The organism is Roseateles sp. GW823-FHT07B05 (assembly GCF_058794515.1).
Window position 1 is genome coordinate 161,354 of sequence record NZ_JBXAGX010000007.1, and the last position, 14,873, is coordinate 176,226.

General features: G+C 70.6%; 16 protein-coding genes. 5 read left to right on the plus strand and 11 right to left on the minus strand.

Going from position 1 to position 14,873, the window contains the following annotated elements; translation table 11 throughout:
- Positions 1-146: 146 nt before the first annotated feature.
- The 3 genes from AC1Q7O_RS16605 to AC1Q7O_RS16615 are packed head-to-tail and all read left to right on the plus strand — an operon-like array spanning position 147 to position 1,564.
- Positions 147-698, plus strand: a complete 552-nt coding sequence (locus tag AC1Q7O_RS16605; RefSeq protein WP_492658701.1) for a GNAT family N-acetyltransferase — start codon at positions 147-149, stop codon at positions 696-698.
- Between the two features lie 39 nt (positions 699-737).
- Positions 738-884 (plus strand): hypothetical protein, encoded by a 147-nt coding sequence (locus AC1Q7O_RS16610; RefSeq protein ID WP_492658700.1) that lies wholly within the window; start codon positions 738-740, stop codon positions 882-884.
- Positions 881-1,564, plus strand: a complete 684-nt coding sequence (locus tag AC1Q7O_RS16615) for a GNAT family N-acetyltransferase (protein WP_492658699.1) — start codon at positions 881-883, stop codon at positions 1,562-1,564. The genes AC1Q7O_RS16610 and AC1Q7O_RS16615 overlap by 4 nt, the downstream gene beginning before the upstream one ends.
- On the opposite strand, the gene AC1Q7O_RS16620 is transcribed toward AC1Q7O_RS16615, so the two are convergent.
- The 6 genes from AC1Q7O_RS16620 to queG form a co-directional block, all read right to left on the minus strand.
- Positions 1,543-2,145 carry a MarC family protein gene (locus tag AC1Q7O_RS16620; protein WP_394509707.1) on the minus strand — a complete coding sequence of 201 codons (603 nt, stop codon included), beginning with the start codon at positions 2,143-2,145 and terminating at the stop codon, positions 1,543-1,545. The two genes, AC1Q7O_RS16615 and AC1Q7O_RS16620, sit on opposite strands and share 22 nt — an antisense overlap.
- A gap of 24 nt (positions 2,146-2,169) precedes the next feature.
- Positions 2,170-4,542, minus strand: a complete 2,373-nt coding sequence (locus AC1Q7O_RS16625) for a TonB-dependent receptor plug domain-containing protein (protein WP_492658698.1) — start codon at positions 4,540-4,542, stop codon at positions 2,170-2,172.
- Positions 4,543-4,674: 132 nt separating this feature from the next.
- Complete coding sequence (gene xerD, locus AC1Q7O_RS16630; protein ID WP_492658697.1) at positions 4,675-5,550, minus strand: site-specific tyrosine recombinase XerD; 876 nt, start codon at positions 5,548-5,550, stop codon at positions 4,675-4,677.
- Positions 5,543-6,517 (minus strand): tripartite tricarboxylate transporter substrate binding protein BugE, encoded by a 975-nt coding sequence (locus AC1Q7O_RS16635; protein WP_492658696.1) that lies wholly within the window; start codon positions 6,515-6,517, stop codon positions 5,543-5,545. The genes xerD and AC1Q7O_RS16635 overlap by 8 nt, the downstream gene beginning before the upstream one ends.
- A 30-nt stretch (positions 6,518-6,547) precedes the next feature.
- Positions 6,548-7,153 (minus strand): chalcone isomerase family protein, encoded by a 606-nt coding sequence (locus tag AC1Q7O_RS16640; RefSeq protein WP_492658695.1) that lies wholly within the window; start codon positions 7,151-7,153, stop codon positions 6,548-6,550.
- A complete protein-coding gene (gene queG / locus AC1Q7O_RS16645; RefSeq protein ID WP_492658694.1) occupies positions 7,150-8,286 on the minus strand; it encodes a tRNA epoxyqueuosine(34) reductase QueG in 1,137 nt (378 codons plus the stop codon). The genes AC1Q7O_RS16640 and queG overlap by 4 nt, the downstream gene beginning before the upstream one ends.
- Between queG and tsaE the strand changes: the two genes are divergently transcribed.
- Positions 8,281-8,754 (plus strand): tRNA (adenosine(37)-N6)-threonylcarbamoyltransferase complex ATPase subunit type 1 TsaE, encoded by a 474-nt coding sequence (tsaE, locus tag AC1Q7O_RS16650; protein ID WP_492658693.1) that lies wholly within the window; start codon positions 8,281-8,283, stop codon positions 8,752-8,754. The two genes, queG and tsaE, sit on opposite strands and share 6 nt — an antisense overlap.
- Positions 8,751-10,121: an N-acetylmuramoyl-L-alanine amidase gene (locus tag AC1Q7O_RS16655; RefSeq protein ID WP_492658692.1), complete on the plus strand. Its 1,371-nt coding sequence runs from the start codon at positions 8,751-8,753 to the stop codon at positions 10,119-10,121. Before tsaE ends, AC1Q7O_RS16655 begins: the two co-directional genes overlap by 4 nt.
- Before the next feature lie 4 nt (positions 10,122-10,125).
- Here AC1Q7O_RS16655 and AC1Q7O_RS16660 read toward each other — a convergent pair whose 3' ends face one another.
- The 5 genes from AC1Q7O_RS16660 to AC1Q7O_RS16680 are packed head-to-tail and all read right to left on the minus strand — an operon-like array spanning position 10,126 to position 14,771.
- Positions 10,126-10,809: a phytanoyl-CoA dioxygenase family protein gene (locus AC1Q7O_RS16660; RefSeq protein ID WP_492658691.1), complete on the minus strand. Its 684-nt coding sequence runs from the start codon at positions 10,807-10,809 to the stop codon at positions 10,126-10,128.
- Between the two features lie 16 nt (positions 10,810-10,825).
- Positions 10,826-12,025, minus strand: coding sequence for an FAD-binding domain-containing protein (locus tag AC1Q7O_RS16665; protein ID WP_492658690.1), 1,200 nt, complete (start codon positions 12,023-12,025; stop codon positions 10,826-10,828).
- A complete protein-coding gene (locus AC1Q7O_RS16670; protein ID WP_492658689.1) occupies positions 12,018-13,565 on the minus strand; it encodes a cryptochrome/photolyase family protein in 1,548 nt (515 codons plus the stop codon). Before AC1Q7O_RS16670 ends, AC1Q7O_RS16665 begins: the two co-directional genes overlap by 8 nt.
- The gene (locus AC1Q7O_RS16675) at positions 13,558-13,728 is read right to left on the minus strand and encodes a DUF2256 domain-containing protein (protein WP_492658688.1); all 171 of its coding nucleotides are present in this window, start codon (positions 13,726-13,728) and stop codon (positions 13,558-13,560) included. The genes AC1Q7O_RS16670 and AC1Q7O_RS16675 overlap by 8 nt, the downstream gene beginning before the upstream one ends.
- Entirely contained in the window at positions 13,725-14,771 is a 1,047-nt protein-coding gene (locus AC1Q7O_RS16680) for an NAD(P)/FAD-dependent oxidoreductase (RefSeq protein WP_492658687.1), read from the minus strand. Before AC1Q7O_RS16680 ends, AC1Q7O_RS16675 begins: the two co-directional genes overlap by 4 nt.
- Positions 14,772-14,873 lie beyond the last annotated feature (102 nt).

Consider the following 14,873-nt stretch of genomic DNA (forward strand, 5'->3'; position numbering starts at 1 on the left):
CAAAACAACAACTTATCTTTCATTTTTCAAATCACAAAATGCGATTCACCATAATGAGAAATCTTGCGGCAGCGCAACATGCTGACTTTTCATCATCTGAAAGGTGACTTTCGAATCGTGAGAGCGACCGGTTCCAGAATGGCCGCATGAGCTTGCTGATCACACCCAGGCTGCGGCTGGAGCCGCTGGACGACCACCACTTCGACGGGCTGCACGACCTCAACCGCGACCCCGTCGTCATGCGCTACATCACCGGCCGGCCGGACACGCCGGACGACACGCGGCTGATGATCGAGCGCGTGAAGGCGCGCTGGGCCGAGTTCGGCTATTCGTGGTGGGCCTTCATCCGCCAGGACACCGGCCAACTGATCGGCAGCGGCTGCATCCAGCACCTGGCCCGCAACCCGGCCGAGCCGCTGGAGACCGGCTGGCGGCTGCGCCAGGACGCCTGGGGCCAGGGCTTTGCCAGCGAAGCGGCGCGCCACATGGTGGGCTGGGCGTTCGCCACGCTGCGGCCAGAGCGCGTCTGCGCCGTCTGCCAGCCGGAGAACACGCCCTCGGCCATCGTCATGGAGCGGCTGGGCATGACGCTCACCGGCGTGGGCCGCTGGTATGACATGGACTGCAAGCGCTACGACATCACCGCAGCGCAATGGGCCGCGAGCCCGGCCCGGTTGAAGTACGACGCTGAGGCATAGTCCTGCCTTCTTCTTTTTCTCACCCTGCACGGAGGACGTATGGCCAACACCGAACAACGCGGCAACAAGATGACCAAGAAGCCCAAGAAGGACACCGCTCCGGGCAAGTCTGCCGGCAGCGACCGCCCGGTGGCGCCGATGACATCGGTGATCCCGAAGGGCAAGGAAGCCAAGAAGAACAAGTGACGTCGCCCGCGCAGGCCGGGCTGCCCGGGCCGCTGCAGGCCTGGGCGCAGGGCTGGGCCCTGAATCGGCAGACGCCCGCCCCCGTGCCGCATGCGGACGGCCTGCGCATCGACGTCCGGCAGCCGCGGCACACGCGGCGCTATCTGTTCCCGGAGCTGTCGCCGGCACTCGCCGAACTCGGCCGCAGCATCGACGAGCCCTGGGTCTTCCTGAAGGCCTGCGCACCGGCCGACGCCTTGCGCGCGCTGTTGCCGCCGCACTGGCGAATGGAGGCCGATGGCTTCCTGATGACCTGCGGCGCCGATCCCTTCCCTGCCGCTGCGCCGCTGCCGCCGGGCTACGCGCTGGCGGTGACGGACGATGGCGCCGTCGTGAACGTGCAGGTGCACGCGCCGGACGGCAGCCCGGCCGCGGCCGGCTTCGTGGCACTGGGCGAAGGCTGGGCCACCTACGACCGCATCATCACGGCGCCGACCCACCAGCGCCGCGGGCTGGGCCGCGCGGTCATGGCCGCGCTGCAGGCCCGCGCCCACGCGCAGGGCCGCCATGCAGGCGTGCTGGTGGCCACGCCCGAAGGGCGCCAGCTGTACGAATCGCTGGGCTGGCGGCTGCGCTCACCGTGGGCCACGGCCGTCATCCCCGGCCCCGACGACGCGGCTCAGAGCCCGCCGACGAAGTAGCGCTTCAGGCCGGCCAGCACCATCTCGACGGCGATGGCCGTCAGCACCAGGCCCATCAGCTTCTCCAGCGCCGACACGACCGAGTCGCCCAGCAGCTTGCGGATGCGGTCGGCCAGCACGAGCACGATGCCCGACACCAGCAGCGCTGCGCTGAGCGCGCCTATCCATTCATAGATGCGGTCCGGCTGGCGCGACGCCAGCAGCAGCACCGTGGCCATGGCCGACGGCCCGGCCAGCAGCGGCACGGCCAGCGGGAAGATCAGCGGCTCCTTGCCCGGTTCCAGCCCGTAGGCCGACTCGCCGGAGCCGCCGAAGATCATGCGGATCGCGATGATCATCAGGATGACGCCGCCGGCCACCTCCAGCGAGCGCTCCGACAGGTGCATGACGCGCAGGAAGCCTTCACCGAGGAACATGAAGGCGAACAGCACGCAGAACGCGATGCCCACCTCACGCAGCGCCACGCGCGTGCGGCGCTCCTTGGGCACCGACCGCATGATGGGGATGAAGACGGGCAGGCTGCCGAGCGGGTCCAGCACCAGCAGCAGCAGGATCAGGGCGGAGAGAAAACTGTGGTCCATCCGCCCGGATTGTCCGCGAGGGTGTCAGAAGCGGTAATGCGCCCGCGCGTAGTAAGACGCCCCGTTCAGGCCGAACTGCACGCTGTCGTAGTAGAAGCCGTTGTCGGTCTCGAACGGGTCCTGCTTCGACGGCTTCACGTTGAACACGTTGTTGCCGCCGATGCTGAGCTTGAGCGCCGGCGTGGCCTGCCACGACGCGCCCAGGTCCATCGAGGTCTTGGGCTTGTACTTCAGCAGCACGCCCTCGGTGAAGCCGCCCTGGGTCTGCTTGCCGAAATGGACGATCTTGGCCTCGCCCGTCCAGGCGCCCTGCGCATACTCGAAGCCCAGCGTGCCCTTCATGCGCGGGCCGGCCTCCTCGATGAACAGGCGCTCGCGCGCGGACAGCAGCACGTCCTCGTAGCCCTGCAGCGCCGCCGGCGCATTGCGGCCGGTCACCGTCGTGCGGCTGACGTTCAGCGCCAGGAAGGTGCTGAGTTGACCCGCACCCAGCTTCGTGCGGTTGGACGCGGTCAAGTCCAGGCCACGGGTGCGCGTGTTGATGGAGTTGACGAAGAAGGCCGTCTGCTCGACGCCCAGGCTGTTCAGCAGCGACGCCAGCGGCGGGTAGTTGTCAGCCGTGAAGCGGCCCGACAGCACGATGCGGTCGCGGATGTTGATCTGGTAGAGGTCGACGGTGACCGAGGTGTCGGTGCTCGGCTTGACGGTGAGGCCGAGCGTGAGGTTCTTGGACTTCTCCTGCTTCAGCGGCGGCACGCCCGCGGCCAGCGGGATGGCGCTGCCGTTGGGGGCCAGCTTCACCTGCACCGGCTCGCCGCTGATGAAGTCGGTGAAGGTGGACGAGAAGTAGAGCTGCTGCAAGCTGGGCGCGCGGAAACCCGTGCTGGCCGCGCCACGCAGCAACACGGCCTTGCCGAGCTTGTAGCTGGCAGCAAGCTTGGCGGTGGTCTCGGAGCCGAAGTCGCTGTAATGCTCGGCGCGCAGGGCCGCGTCAACCGTCAGGCTGGGCGTGAAGTTGGCTTCCCAGTCCGCATAAAGCGCCTGGCTGCTGCGGCTGCGGTTGGTCACGTCGATCGGCTGGAAACCCGGGAAGCCCTGGCTGCCGCCGACGCCGCCGAAGTTCAGGCCGTCGGCATCGACGTAGGAGCCCGGCTCACCGGCGACGATGTCGTACTTCTCCTTGCGGTACTCGGCGCCGAAGGCGATGTTGCTGCCGCCCAGCAGATCGGGGAAGTAGCGGCTGACGTCGAAGTTGGTCGTCGCCTGGCTGAAACCGAAGCCGCCGGCGTCGAAGCTCGTCGGGCTGATGCCCTTGCCGCCGGCCAGCAGGTCCTTGTTGGCGATGGATGCGTTCAGCGTGTTGCTGATGTTGTAGCGCATCTTGTTGGAGCCGTAGGTCTGCGACAGGTCGGTGTCCCAGCCGGCGAAGCTCGACTTCCAGCCGACACTGAAGTAGCGGTCCTCGATCTTGCCGTTGATGAAGGGCACGAAGCCGTCGGGGTACATCGCCGCGGAGTTGCGCTTGGGCACGTCGCTGGAGCCCACGCCGCCGCGCGACCAAGCGCCCGATGACGCGTCACGGTCCTGCGCGCCGGCCGTCAGGTAGACCTTGTTGTCGCCGGCCAGCGGGAACTCGCCGTTCAGGTAGATGGTCTTGTTCTTGACGGCCGTGTCGCCGATGGTGCGCGGGCCCACGTTCTCGTCGTTGGGATCGTTGCGGTTGGAGCGGCCGCGGTCCTGCCACTCGCCGGTGATGCCCAGCGTGCCGTTGCCCAGCTTCACGCCGCAGTAGGCCGACGCGAGGTAGTTCTTGCCGTCACCGGCCGAGTACTGGCCGAAGCCCGCCACGGCCTCGCAGCCGGCCTTCTTCTTCAGCTGGATGTTCAGCACGCCGGCGATGGCGTCGGAGCCGTACTGCGCCGCGGCGCCGTCGCGCAGCACCTGCACGTTGTCGATGGCCAGCAGCGGCAGCGAGTTCATGTCCGTGCCCGTCGAGCCGCGGTTGCGCGCGCCGAACAGGTTGACCAGGGCCACCGTGTGACGGCGCTTGCCGTTGACGAGCACCAGCGTCTGGTCCGACCCCAGGCCGCGCAGCGCGGCGGAGTCGATCAGGTCGGCGCCGTCCGCGCCGGTCTGGCGCGTCGAGTTGAACGACGGCGACAGGTATTGCAGGCTCTGCGCCAGGTCGAACTGGCCGCCCCCTTCGACGATCTTGCCCATCGCGTAGATGTCCACGGGCACCAGCGTGTCGGTGCTGGACGCGGCGGGCAGCGTCTTGCGCGAGCCGACGACGGTGACGCGCTCCAGGCTGCTGGCGGCCTCCTGGGCCAGGGCAGCGGTGGTGCCGAACAGGCTGAGGGCGGCAAGAGCGGTCGGCAGCAGGCGGGTAGCGTGCATGAGGAACTCCGTGAAGTTGTTGGTGGCGGCGGAGTTTGCTCGCGGCCGGCCTGCTGCGGCGGGCGCTGTTGTGGCCCACCGACAGGATTGAAACCAATGAAACTTTCGAAGCCCGCGTGGTACGCGGCCGGCTCAGCCCCGGGGGTGGTGCATGGCGTGCAACACCTTGAGGCGCTCGCGCGCCACATGGGTGTAGATCTGCGTCGTCGACAGGTCGGCATGCCCCAGAAGCAGCTGCACGGCACGCAGGTCCGCACCATGGTTGAGCAGGTGCGTCGCAAAAGCGTGCCGCAGCGTGTGCGGCGACAGCGGCACCGTGATGCCGGCGACGAGCGCATATCGCTTGATCAACGTCCAGAACATTTGCCGCGTCATGCCGGCGCCGCGCGCGGTGACGAACAGGTCATCGCTGCTGCGGCCGGCGAGGATGGCCGCACGGGCCTCGCGCACATAGCGCGCCATCCAGTCCGCCGCATGCTCGCCGAACGGCACGAGGCGCGCCTTGCTGCCCTTGCCGGTGATGTGCAGCACCGCGTCCTTGAACGACACGTAGGCGCTCTTGAGCGTGACCAGCTCGCTGACGCGCAGGCCGCTGGCGTACATCAGCTCCATCATCGCGCGGTCGCGCAGGCCCAGCGGCGTGTCGATGTCCGGCGCCGCCAGCAGCGCGCCGACCTGCGCCTCGCTCATGGTCTTGATGTTGCGCTGCGCGGGCTTGGCGGCAACGAGCTTGAGCGTCGGGTCCGCCTGGATGCGCCCTTCGCGCAGCGCCCAGCGGAAGTAGCGCTTGAACACCGACAGCCGGCGGTTCGCGCTGGTCGTCTTGCCGGCTGGCCTCTCGACCGCGTACGCGAACAGCTGGACTTCGGAGCACGCGTCCAGCGGCGCGGGCGCCAGCCATTGAGCCAGCGCCGCGAGGTCGCGCCGGTACGCCGCCTGCGTGTTGGCGCTCAGGCCGTCTTCCAGCCAGAGCGCCTCGATGAAGGACTCGATGGCCGGATCAATCAAGCGTCAACTTCTGCTGCGCGACAACTTTCTTGTAGACCTCGAACTCCGCCGCGATCTGCGCCGCGAACTCGGCCGGCGAGTTCGCCACGATCAGCGAGCCGGTGTCCTCGATGCGCTTTCGCACGTCCGGGATCTCGACCGCCTTCTTGACGGCGGCGCTGATCTTGTCGACGACGTCCTTGGGCAGCCCCTTGGGGCCGTGGATGCCGTAATAGGCCATGCGGTTGACGGCGTCCAGGCCGACTTCCTTGAACGTCGGCACGTTGGGCAGCGAGGCCACGCGCTGCGGCGCGGCGACGATGATGGGAATCAGCCGGCCGTCCTTGATGAAGGGCAGCGCCGACGGCAGGTTGTCGAAGATCATGGGCACCTGGCCCGCCACCGTGTCGTTCAGCGCCGGGCCGGCGCCGCGGTACGGGATGTGCAACACGAAGGTGCCGGTCAGCGTCTTGTACAGCTCCATCTGCAGGTGGCCGATGCCGCCGGTGCCGGACGTCGCGAAGCTGTGCTTGCCGGGGTTTTTCTTGAGCTCGGCGATGAAGGACTTGTAGTCCTTGGCCGGGAAGCTGGGGTGCACCGCGATGACGTTGGGCGTTGCCGCGATGTTGATGATGGGCGTGAAATCGGTCAGCGGGTTGTAGGCGATCTTCTTGTTGATGGCCGGGTTGGCGGCCGTCGTGGACACCGTGGCCACGCCCAGCGTGTAACCGTCGGGCGCCGCGCGCACGATCTCGGTGGCGCCCACCGTGCCGCCGCCGCCGGCCTTGTTGTCCACCACCATGGTCTGGCCCAGCAGCGTGGACATGCGCTCGGAGACGATGCGCGCAATGATGTCCGTCGTGCCGCCCGGCGCGAACGGCACGATGAGCCGGACCGGCTTGGCCGGGTAGCCCTGGGCCCAGGCCAGTTGGGCCAGCGGCCCCAGGCCGGTGAGTGCGGTGGCTTGCAGGATGGCGCGGCGTTGCATGGTGTCTCCTCGGGTTGGGGTGGCGCGATGCTAGCCCGGCTGGCCCAGCAGGCCGGCGCGCAACTTCGCATCGCTGTTGTGGTCGCCGATGAAGACCTTCAGGAAGGCGTTGTAGAAATCCTGCCCCTCGATGGGCTTGCCCCACACCTTGCCGTTCACGGTCAGCACCGTGCCGCCCTGCGCGGGCAGGTAGTCGATGACCAGCAGGTCGCCCTTCTTCACGCGGCCCACCTCCGAGATCGCGGCATTGAACTGCTTCACGCGCTCGTCCACCGCGGCCTTCTCGGCATCGGTGGAGTTGCGGTTGACGCCCTTGTTGATGGCCTTCACGAACTCCTGCGTGGACACGTCCTTCACCAGCGGGATGACGATGCGCAGCTCCACGCGCTTCGGCCCGCTCTGCGCAAAGATCGCCTCCGGCGTCGTGGCCTTCTGCGGCAGGTACAGCGCGGCGAGATAGGCCGAGTAGCGCATGACGAACACCTTGGCGCCGACGCCGTTCAGGTGCAGCGTGCTGCCACCCAGCTGCAGGGTGTCGGCGAAGTCCTGGCCTTCAAAGCGAACGGCCAGCGCGGGTGAGGACGCAGCCACGGCCAGGGCGAGAACAGCGGCACAGCGGCGGATCGACAAACTCATGCAGGGGCTCCAACGGTAGGCGGTGCGGAAGATAACGCGGCGGACGCCGCCGGGGCGGACAAGGCCCAGCCAAGGTGCTCGGCCACCAGCGCATCGGCGCCCTGCCCTGCGCGCAGCAAGGCGGCGCGCAGCGCGGCGTCGTCGCACTGGCGCAGCGCGTTGCCGGCGGCCACGGCCAGGTTGCGGCGCCAGCGCTGGAAGCCGATGCGGCGGATGGCCGAGCCCTCGGTGCGGCGCAGGAACTCGGCCTCGTCCCACGCCAGCAGCTCGGCAATCGACGTGCCCGCCAGGCCCGGGCGCGCGTCGAAGTCGGCCAGCACGGCCGGCTGCGCGAACTTGTTCCACGGGCAGGCCAGCTGGCAGTCGTCGCAGCCGTAGACGCGGTTGCCCAGTGCCGGCCGCAGTTCGACCGGGATGGGTCCGTCGTGCTCGATGGTGAGGTAGGAAATGCAGCGCCGCGCATCGACGCGATACGGCGCGGTGATGGCCGCCGTGGGGCAGACGTCCAGGCAGGCGCGGCACTCGCCGCAGTGCGCCGTGACGGCGTCGGTCAGCGGCAGCGCCAGGTCGATGAACAGCTCGCCGAGGAAGAACATCGAGCCGGCGTCGCGGTGCAGCGTCAACGTGTGCTTGCCGCGCCAGCCCAGGCCCGAGCGCGCGGCCAGCTCCACCTCCAGCACGGGGGCCGAGTCGGTGAACACGCGGTAGCCCAGCGGGCCGACGTCCGCCTCCAGCTTCTCGGCCAGCTTCTGCAGCCGGTTGCGCAGCACCTTGTGATAGTCCCGGCCACGGGCGTAGAGGGAAATCTGCGCCTGCTCCGGCCGCCCCAGGCCCGCCCATTCGACGGCCTGCCAGCCGGGCTCGGTGCTTCGCGGCAGGTAGTCCATGCGCGCGGTGACGACGCGCAGCGTGCCCGGCACCAGCTCCGCCGGCCGCGCGCGCTTCATGCCGTGCGCGGCCATGTAGTGCATGCGGCCATGGTGGCCCGCGTCCAGCCAGGCCTGCAGGCCCGGCTCGGCGCTGCTGAGGTCCACATCGGCCACGGCGATCTGTGAGAATCCCAGCTCACGCGCCCAGCCGCGCAAACGCTCCAGCAGCGCGGCGGCATCGACAGTGGACGGGACCTCTTGCATTTGGCTGCGATTCTAGAAACCGAACTGCCCTGGCCTGATGAGGCTGCGGCCCAGTCCTCCGCCGAGAAACTCGCGGCGGCGCTGCTCCCCTCCCCCAATGCGCTCATCGAACTGCACGGGCCGCTGGGCGCCGGCAAGACGACGTTCACGCGGCTGCTGCTGCGCGCGCTGGGTGTGCAGGGCCGCATCAAGAGCCCCAGCTACGCCGTCATGGAGAGCTATGAGCTGCCCGGCGGTGGCGTGGCCAGCCACTTCGACTTCTACCGCTTCGGCGACCCGCGCGAGTGGGAGGACGCCGGCTTCCGGGACGTCTTCGCCGCGCCGGGCCTGAAGGTCTGCGAGTGGCCCGAGAAGGCCGCCGGCCAGTTGCCGCCGCCCGACCTGCAGCTGTTCATCGAGCTGCTGCCCGACGACAGCCGACGCGTGCGCGCGGTGGGTGCGCGCCGGCTGGTGGAGGCCTTGTCGTGAAACGCCGCGATTCGCTGGGTTTCCTCGCGCTGCTGCTGCAGGCGCCGCACACGCTGGCGGCAGACAGCCAGGCCAGCATCGTCGCCGTGCGCGTGTGGCCGGCGGCCGACTACACGCGGGTCACCATCGAGTCCGACCGCCCGCTGGCCGCCAAGCACTTCCTCGTCGAGGCGCCGCACCGCCTCGTCATCGATGTGGACGGCCTGACGCTGAGCCCGGGGCTGCGCGAGCTGATCGGCAAGGTCAAGGCCGACGACCCCTACATCGCCGGCGTGCGCGTAGGCCAGAACACGCCCACCGTCGTGCGCATCGTGCTGGACCTGAAGCAGCCCGCCGCGCCGCAGGTGTTCACGCTGGCGCCGGTAGCCGCCTACAAGCACCGGCTGGTGCTGGACCTGCACCCCACCGTGGAGGCCGACCCGCTGGCCGCGCTGGTGCAGGCGCACGACAAGCCGCCCGCCGCCGCGCACCGGGCCGAGGCCGCGGCCAGCGCCGTCAACGACGCGCTGGAGGAGCTGATCCAGAAGATCGAGCGCCCGGCACCACCGCCGCCCAAGGCGCCGCCGCCACCGGTCGTCGCCGCGGCGTCCAAGCCCGCCCCGGCGCCGATACCCGAGCCCAAGCCTCCCGCCGCCGCCACGGTGGACAGCCTCATCGTCATCGCGCTGGACCCCGGCCATGGCGGCGAGGACCCCGGCGCCGTCGGCCCGTCCGGCCTGAAGGAGAAGGACGTCGTGCTGTCCGTGGGGCTGAAGTTGCGCGAGCGGCTCCAGAGCAATCCCAACATCCGCGTGCTGATGACGCGCGACGCCGACTTCTTCGTGCCGCTGCAGGACCGGGTGCGCAAGGCCCGGCGCGTGCAGGCCGACCTGTTCGTCTCCATCCACGCCGATGCCTTCATCACGCCGCAGGCGCGTGGCGCGTCGGTGTTCGTCCTGTCGGACGGTGCCGCCACGAGCGCGGCCGCGCGCTGGATGGCCAACAAGGAGAACGCGGCCGACATGGTGGGCGGCGTCAACGTCGGCGCGGCCACCAAGGACGCCAACGTGCTGCGCGCCCTGCTGGACATGAGCACCACGGCGCAGATCAAGGACAGCCTCAAGCTCGGCGGCGAGGTGCTGGGCCAGATCGGGCGCATCGGCAAGCTGCACAAGCCGCGCGTGGAACAGGCCGGCTTCGCGGTGCTGAAGGCGCCGGACATCCCCAGCATCCTGGTCGAGACGGCCTTCATCTCCAACCCCGAGGAGGAGAAGAAACTGCGCGACCCCGACTACCAGGACCAGCTGGTCGACGCGCTGGCGTCCGGCATCGCGAAGTACTTTGCGAAAAACCCGCCGATGGCGAGGAAGCGCAGCACGACGCTGTGACGCGTCAGACGGCCTGATGCCAGCGCAGCCCCAGCGGCAGCTCGCGCGGCCCGAACAGCAGGTGCAGCACGCGCCGCCGCCCGGTCGGCGCGGTCGCCTTGGACGACGCGTGCAGCACCAGCGGCCGCATCAGCAGCGCGTCACCGGCGCGCGCATCGACGGCCACCTCGCCGTGCCGCTCGCGCGAGGCCCGGACACCCGCGTCGTCCAGCACGCCCGCCCGGTGCGAACCCGGCACGAAGCGCAGCCCGCCATCGGCTTCGGTCGCGTCGTCCAGATGCAGCCGAAGCGCCACCATCTGCGCCAGCACCGCGGCCGGTGCCAGCACGAACTGGCGCCCGCCCTTGACGGACAAGCCGCTCAGCCCGACGTGCTCGACGCGCTCGGCCACCGGCACGGCCAAGTCCTGGTGCGGCGCCACCAGCCAGTTGCGGTCGGGCGACTTCTCGAACAGCGTGCACTGCACGGCCACGCCGCCGGCCGGCAGGAGGGGCAGCAGCGTCGGCAGCGCCTTCAGCCACCGCGCCAGCGCCTGGCACCAGGGCTGCGTCAGCAGCTCGCGCTGTCCGGCCGCACCGGGCGGCAGCGCGACCAGTTCGGCAATCAGCGCCTGGCGCCGCTCGGGCGTCAGCAGGCCGGGGAGGAGGCGGAAGCCTTCGGGCAGGGCGTCGTCGTGCGGGAGCGGCATGGCCCGCGCTTGTACCTCACCAGCCGGGCACCTCGTTGACCGCCAGCAGGTCGGTGGCCGAGGTCAGCCCGCGGGTGGCGCGCGTCCACCACTGCGAGAAGGAATCACAACGGCGCTCCACCGGCGGGAACAGCACCGGCGCGGGCAGGCAGTCGGCCCAGCGGGCGAGCCAGGGCGCCAGGTGCGGCTCGGCCACGCTGCGCACGCTCGCCGCGCCCTGCAGCGCAGCGGCGATGGACGCGGCGTCGCCGTGCCAGGTCTCGTCCACCAGCCCGGCCAGCCGCGGGCCGACGAAGCGCCAGCGACGCTCGCTCCACGGCCAGGCGCGGTGGAAGTCGGCGACATACAGGCCAATGACCCGCGTGCCGGCCGGCAGCGCGGTCGGCAGATCGCCCAGGCTCCAGGGGTGGACCAGCCAGACGTCGGCGCCGGCCACGCGGGCCGGCTCGGGCGTGATCGCGCCCAGGTCGGCCGGCGGCTCGCAGCTCAAGCCCGGCTCGATGACGTCCGCCACACGGCGGCCCTGCGAAGCGCCCGGCCGCCGCTCACGCGCCAGCCGGTCCAGCGCCTCATAGGACGTGTCGATGACGCTGCCCGGGCTGTGCCACCCGGCAGGCGCGTAGCGCGCCACGTTCTCGGCATTGAACAGGTAAGGCTTGCTGCTGCCGGTGCCGGCCACCCACTGCCAGCTGAGGTGGTTGCTGGCCAGGTCGCCGTCCAGCAGATGGGCATAGAGCCAGTCGGCGCCGGCGCGCCAGTGCACCTGGCGCACATGCACCACGTAGCTGGCCAGCCACATGCGCGCATGGTTGTGCAGCATGCCGGTGGCGTAGAGCGTGCGCACGGCCTCGTCCACCACGGGCACGCCGGTGCAGGCCTGGCGGATGTCCTCGGGCAGCGCGCGAGCGTAGGCATCGTCGGGCAGCGGGCCCGGGTGCAGCGAGGCCAGGATGCCGTCGCCGCGCTGCTGCCAGACATGCCGGAAGTACGCCCGCCAGCCCAGCTCGTAGACGAACTTGTGCTGTACATCCATCGGGTGGCGGGCCGCCACGCCGGCCAGCACCTCGGGCAGCGACACCAGGCCATGTGTGAGGTACGGCGACAGGCCGGTGACCGCGCCGTCCAGCGCGTTGCGCGTGCGGGCGTAGGCCGACGGCCGCACCGCGGCAATGCGCGCCCGGGCGGCGTCCAGCGTGGGGTCGAACGCATCAGCCATGGCCCACCTCGCCGCGGCGGATGGCGACGGCGCGCTCCAGCACTGCCTGCCGGTCTGCATCGCTCAACCGGGCCACGTTCTTCACCTGCAGCGCCATGCGCGGGTTGCGCGCCAGTGCCTGCTCGTGGCGCATCAGGAAGTCCCAGTACAGCGTCGTGAACGGGCACGCGCGGTCCCCGGCGCGCTGCGCGGGGTCGTAGCGGCAGCCCTGGCAATGCGGGCTCATGCGCTGGATGTACTTGCCGGTGGCCACATAAGGCTTGCTGCCCATCAGCCCGCCGTCGGCGTACTGGCTCATGCCCAGCGTGTTGGGCAGCTCTACCCACTCGACCGCGTCGACGTACACGGCCAGGTACCAGGCATGCACCTGCTGCGGTTGCACGCCCAGCATCAGCGCGAACAGGCCCGTCACCATCAGGCGCTGGATGTGGTTGGCGTAGCCATGCGCCAGCGTCTGCGCCAGCGCATCGCGCAGGCAGGCCATGTCGGTGGCGCCGGTCCAGTACCAGGCGGGCAGGTCCTCGTGCGCGTCCAGCGCGTTGCCGTCGGCATAGGCCGGCATGCGCGTCCAGTAGATGCCGCGCACGTACTCGCGCCAGCCGAGGATCTGGCGGATGAAGCCCTCCACGCTGGCCAGCGGCGCATCGCCGGCACGCCAGGCGGCCTCGGCGGCGGCCACCACCTCGCGCGGGTTCAGCAGCTTGAGGTTAAGCGCGGCGGACAGGTGCGAGTGATACAGCCACGGGTCGCCCGGCCACATGGCGTCCTGGTAGCGGCCGAACAGCGGCAGGCGGTGCGTGATGAAGTCCTGCAGCGACTGCAGCGACTGCTCGCGCGTGACCGGCCAGGCGAAGCTGTCCAGCCGGCCGGGGTGGCTGGCGAAGCGGCGCTGCACCAATGCGATGGCGTCTCGCGTGACCGCATCGGGCTCGAAACCCGCGCGCGGCGGCAGCAGGCCGGGCCCCTGGGCGCCGAAGGCCTCGCGGTTGTCGGCATCGAAGTTCCACTGGCCGCCCTCGGGCTGGCCGTCCTGCATCAGCACGCCGTGCCGTTGGCGCTGCTCGCGGTAGAAGTACTCCATGCGCAGCGACTTGCGGCCCTTGGCATGGGCGGCGAACTCGCGCACGGTGACGAAGAAATGCCGGTCCTCGCGGGTGTCCAGCGGCAGGCCCGCCGCCGCGGCTACCGACTTAACGGCCTGCAGCACGCGCCAGTCGCCCGGCGCGGTCATCACGAGGCCGGCGGGCCGCAGCCGCGCGATGTCGGCCGCCAGCTGCGCGGCCAGCGAGCCGGCATTGCCCGCGTCGTCCAGCCGCGTGTAGTGCAGCGGCCGGCCCGCCGCCTGCAGCGCCAGCGCGAAATGGCGCATCGCGGCGAGGAACACCGCCGTGCGCGGCTGGCTGCTCCAGACGTGGGTGGACTCTTCCGCCACCTCGGCCATCCAGACGGCATCGGTCGCGGCGCTGAAGCCGTCGAAGCCCGACGCGTCCAGGTCCAGCTGGTCGCCCAGCACGATGACGAGGTGGCGCAGCTCAGCCACGCGTGTCTCCGCGGCGGCGGCAGGCGTCGGAGCAGTACTTCACCTCGGCCCAGGTCTTGGCCCAGCGGCGCCGCCAGCTCATGGGCAGGCCACAGGCCACGCAGGGCTTGCTGGGCAGCGCGGCCTTGTTGCCGCGAAAGCCCTGGCGCTCGCGCGGGCTCATGCGGCCTCCGCCGCGCCGCGCGCCCAGCCCCGCACCGCGGCCGCCAGCGACTGCGCCGACAGCCAGGCGCCCTCCACGCCCGCGCCGCCCAGGAAGTCGCCGCACACGCCCAGGCCTTGCGCGCCATCCCACCAGAAGGACTCGCCCGGTGCCGTGAGGCGCGGCTGCGGCGTGGCGTAGCGCCAGCGGTGCACGGTGGCATGCCGCCAGTGCACGGGCTGCCCGAACAGCTCGGCCACCGCGCCCTGCAGCTGCTGCTGCACCCACTCGGGCGACTGTTCCAGGTGCTGGCGGCTCCAGCCGGCGCGGGCATGCGCCACCCAGTGCGCCTGCCCCGGCACGCGCTGCCGGCCCGGCCGTGCATCGTTGCGCATCACCCAGGCCAGCGGGCCGGCGGCGGGCCGGGCCAGCGTCCAGGCGGGTGAGCCGTGGTCGTCGGCCACGCCCATCAGCGTCCAGCAGGGCTGCATGGGTGCCAGCGCCGCATGGCGCGACCAGTCGCTGCGGTACGGTCCCAGCAGCGGCGCGGCCTGCGCCGGCGGCAGCGCCAGCACGACGGCATCGACGGGCTGGCCCTGCGGCTGGCCGGCCGCCTCCAGCTGCCAGCCGGCGGGCGTCCACCGCAGCTGGTCGATCGCGCAGGACCAGGTGGTGCTCACGCCCGCCAGCAGGCGGCGGCACACCTCGGGGTTGTCGGGCACCGGCACGTGGAACACGGCCCCCTCCGCGGCCGGCAGGCTGCCCTCGGCCAGCACCGGCCGCCACTCGGCCAGCCAGCCGGCCTGCAGCCCGTGGTCGACAAACGCACCGAACGGCTCGGCGTGGGCGGTGAGGCCCGGCGTGCCGTGGTCCAGTCGCGTCTCGACGGGCTGGCCCGCGCCGTCCACCCAGGCCATGCGCCGCGTCGCCAGCCGCCCGCCCGGCCCGCGCGCCTTGTCGAACACCTGCACCGCCTGCCCGGCCTGGGCCAGCGCCTGCGCACAGGCCGCGCCCGCCATGCCGGCGCCGATGACCGCCACTCGCCTGATTGCGTTCGTCAACATGCCGGCATCGTAAGCCGGGCGGATTCAATTCGACTTCAAATGCATTTGCACGGCTTGAAAATCCACATAATCCGATTCAAAACCGCTTCATTCAGGCATCAC

Excerpts from the sequence above, each read along its gene's own strand:
- AC1Q7O_RS16605 (WP_492658701.1), top strand. The coding sequence starts at position 147 with ATGAGCTTGCTGATCACACCCAGGCTGCGGCTGGAGCCGCTGGACGAC.
- AC1Q7O_RS16610 (WP_492658700.1), top strand. The coding sequence starts at position 738 with ATGGCCAACACCGAACAACGCGGCAACAAGATGACCAAGAAGCCCAAG.
- AC1Q7O_RS16620 (WP_394509707.1), bottom strand. The coding sequence starts at position 2,145 with ATGGACCACAGTTTTCTCTCCGCCCTGATCCTGCTGCTGCTGGTGCTG.
- AC1Q7O_RS16625 (WP_492658698.1), bottom strand. The coding sequence starts at position 4,542 with ATGCACGCTACCCGCCTGCTGCCGACCGCTCTTGCCGCCCTCAGCCTG.
- AC1Q7O_RS16635 (WP_492658696.1), bottom strand. The coding sequence starts at position 6,517 with ATGCAACGCCGCGCCATCCTGCAAGCCACCGCACTCACCGGCCTGGGG.
- AC1Q7O_RS16640 (WP_492658695.1), bottom strand. The coding sequence starts at position 7,153 with ATGAGTTTGTCGATCCGCCGCTGTGCCGCTGTTCTCGCCCTGGCCGTG.
- queG (WP_492658694.1), bottom strand. The coding sequence starts at position 8,286 with ATGCAAGAGGTCCCGTCCACTGTCGATGCCGCCGCGCTGCTGGAGCGT.
- AC1Q7O_RS16660 (WP_492658691.1), bottom strand. The coding sequence starts at position 10,809 with ATGCCGCTCCCGCACGACGACGCCCTGCCCGAAGGCTTCCGCCTCCTC.
- AC1Q7O_RS16665 (WP_492658690.1), bottom strand. The coding sequence starts at position 12,025 with ATGGCTGATGCGTTCGACCCCACGCTGGACGCCGCCCGGGCGCGCATT.
- AC1Q7O_RS16675 (WP_492658688.1), bottom strand. The coding sequence starts at position 13,728 with ATGAGCCCGCGCGAGCGCCAGGGCTTTCGCGGCAACAAGGCCGCGCTG.
- AC1Q7O_RS16680 (WP_492658687.1), bottom strand. The coding sequence starts at position 14,771 with ATGTTGACGAACGCAATCAGGCGAGTGGCGGTCATCGGCGCCGGCATG.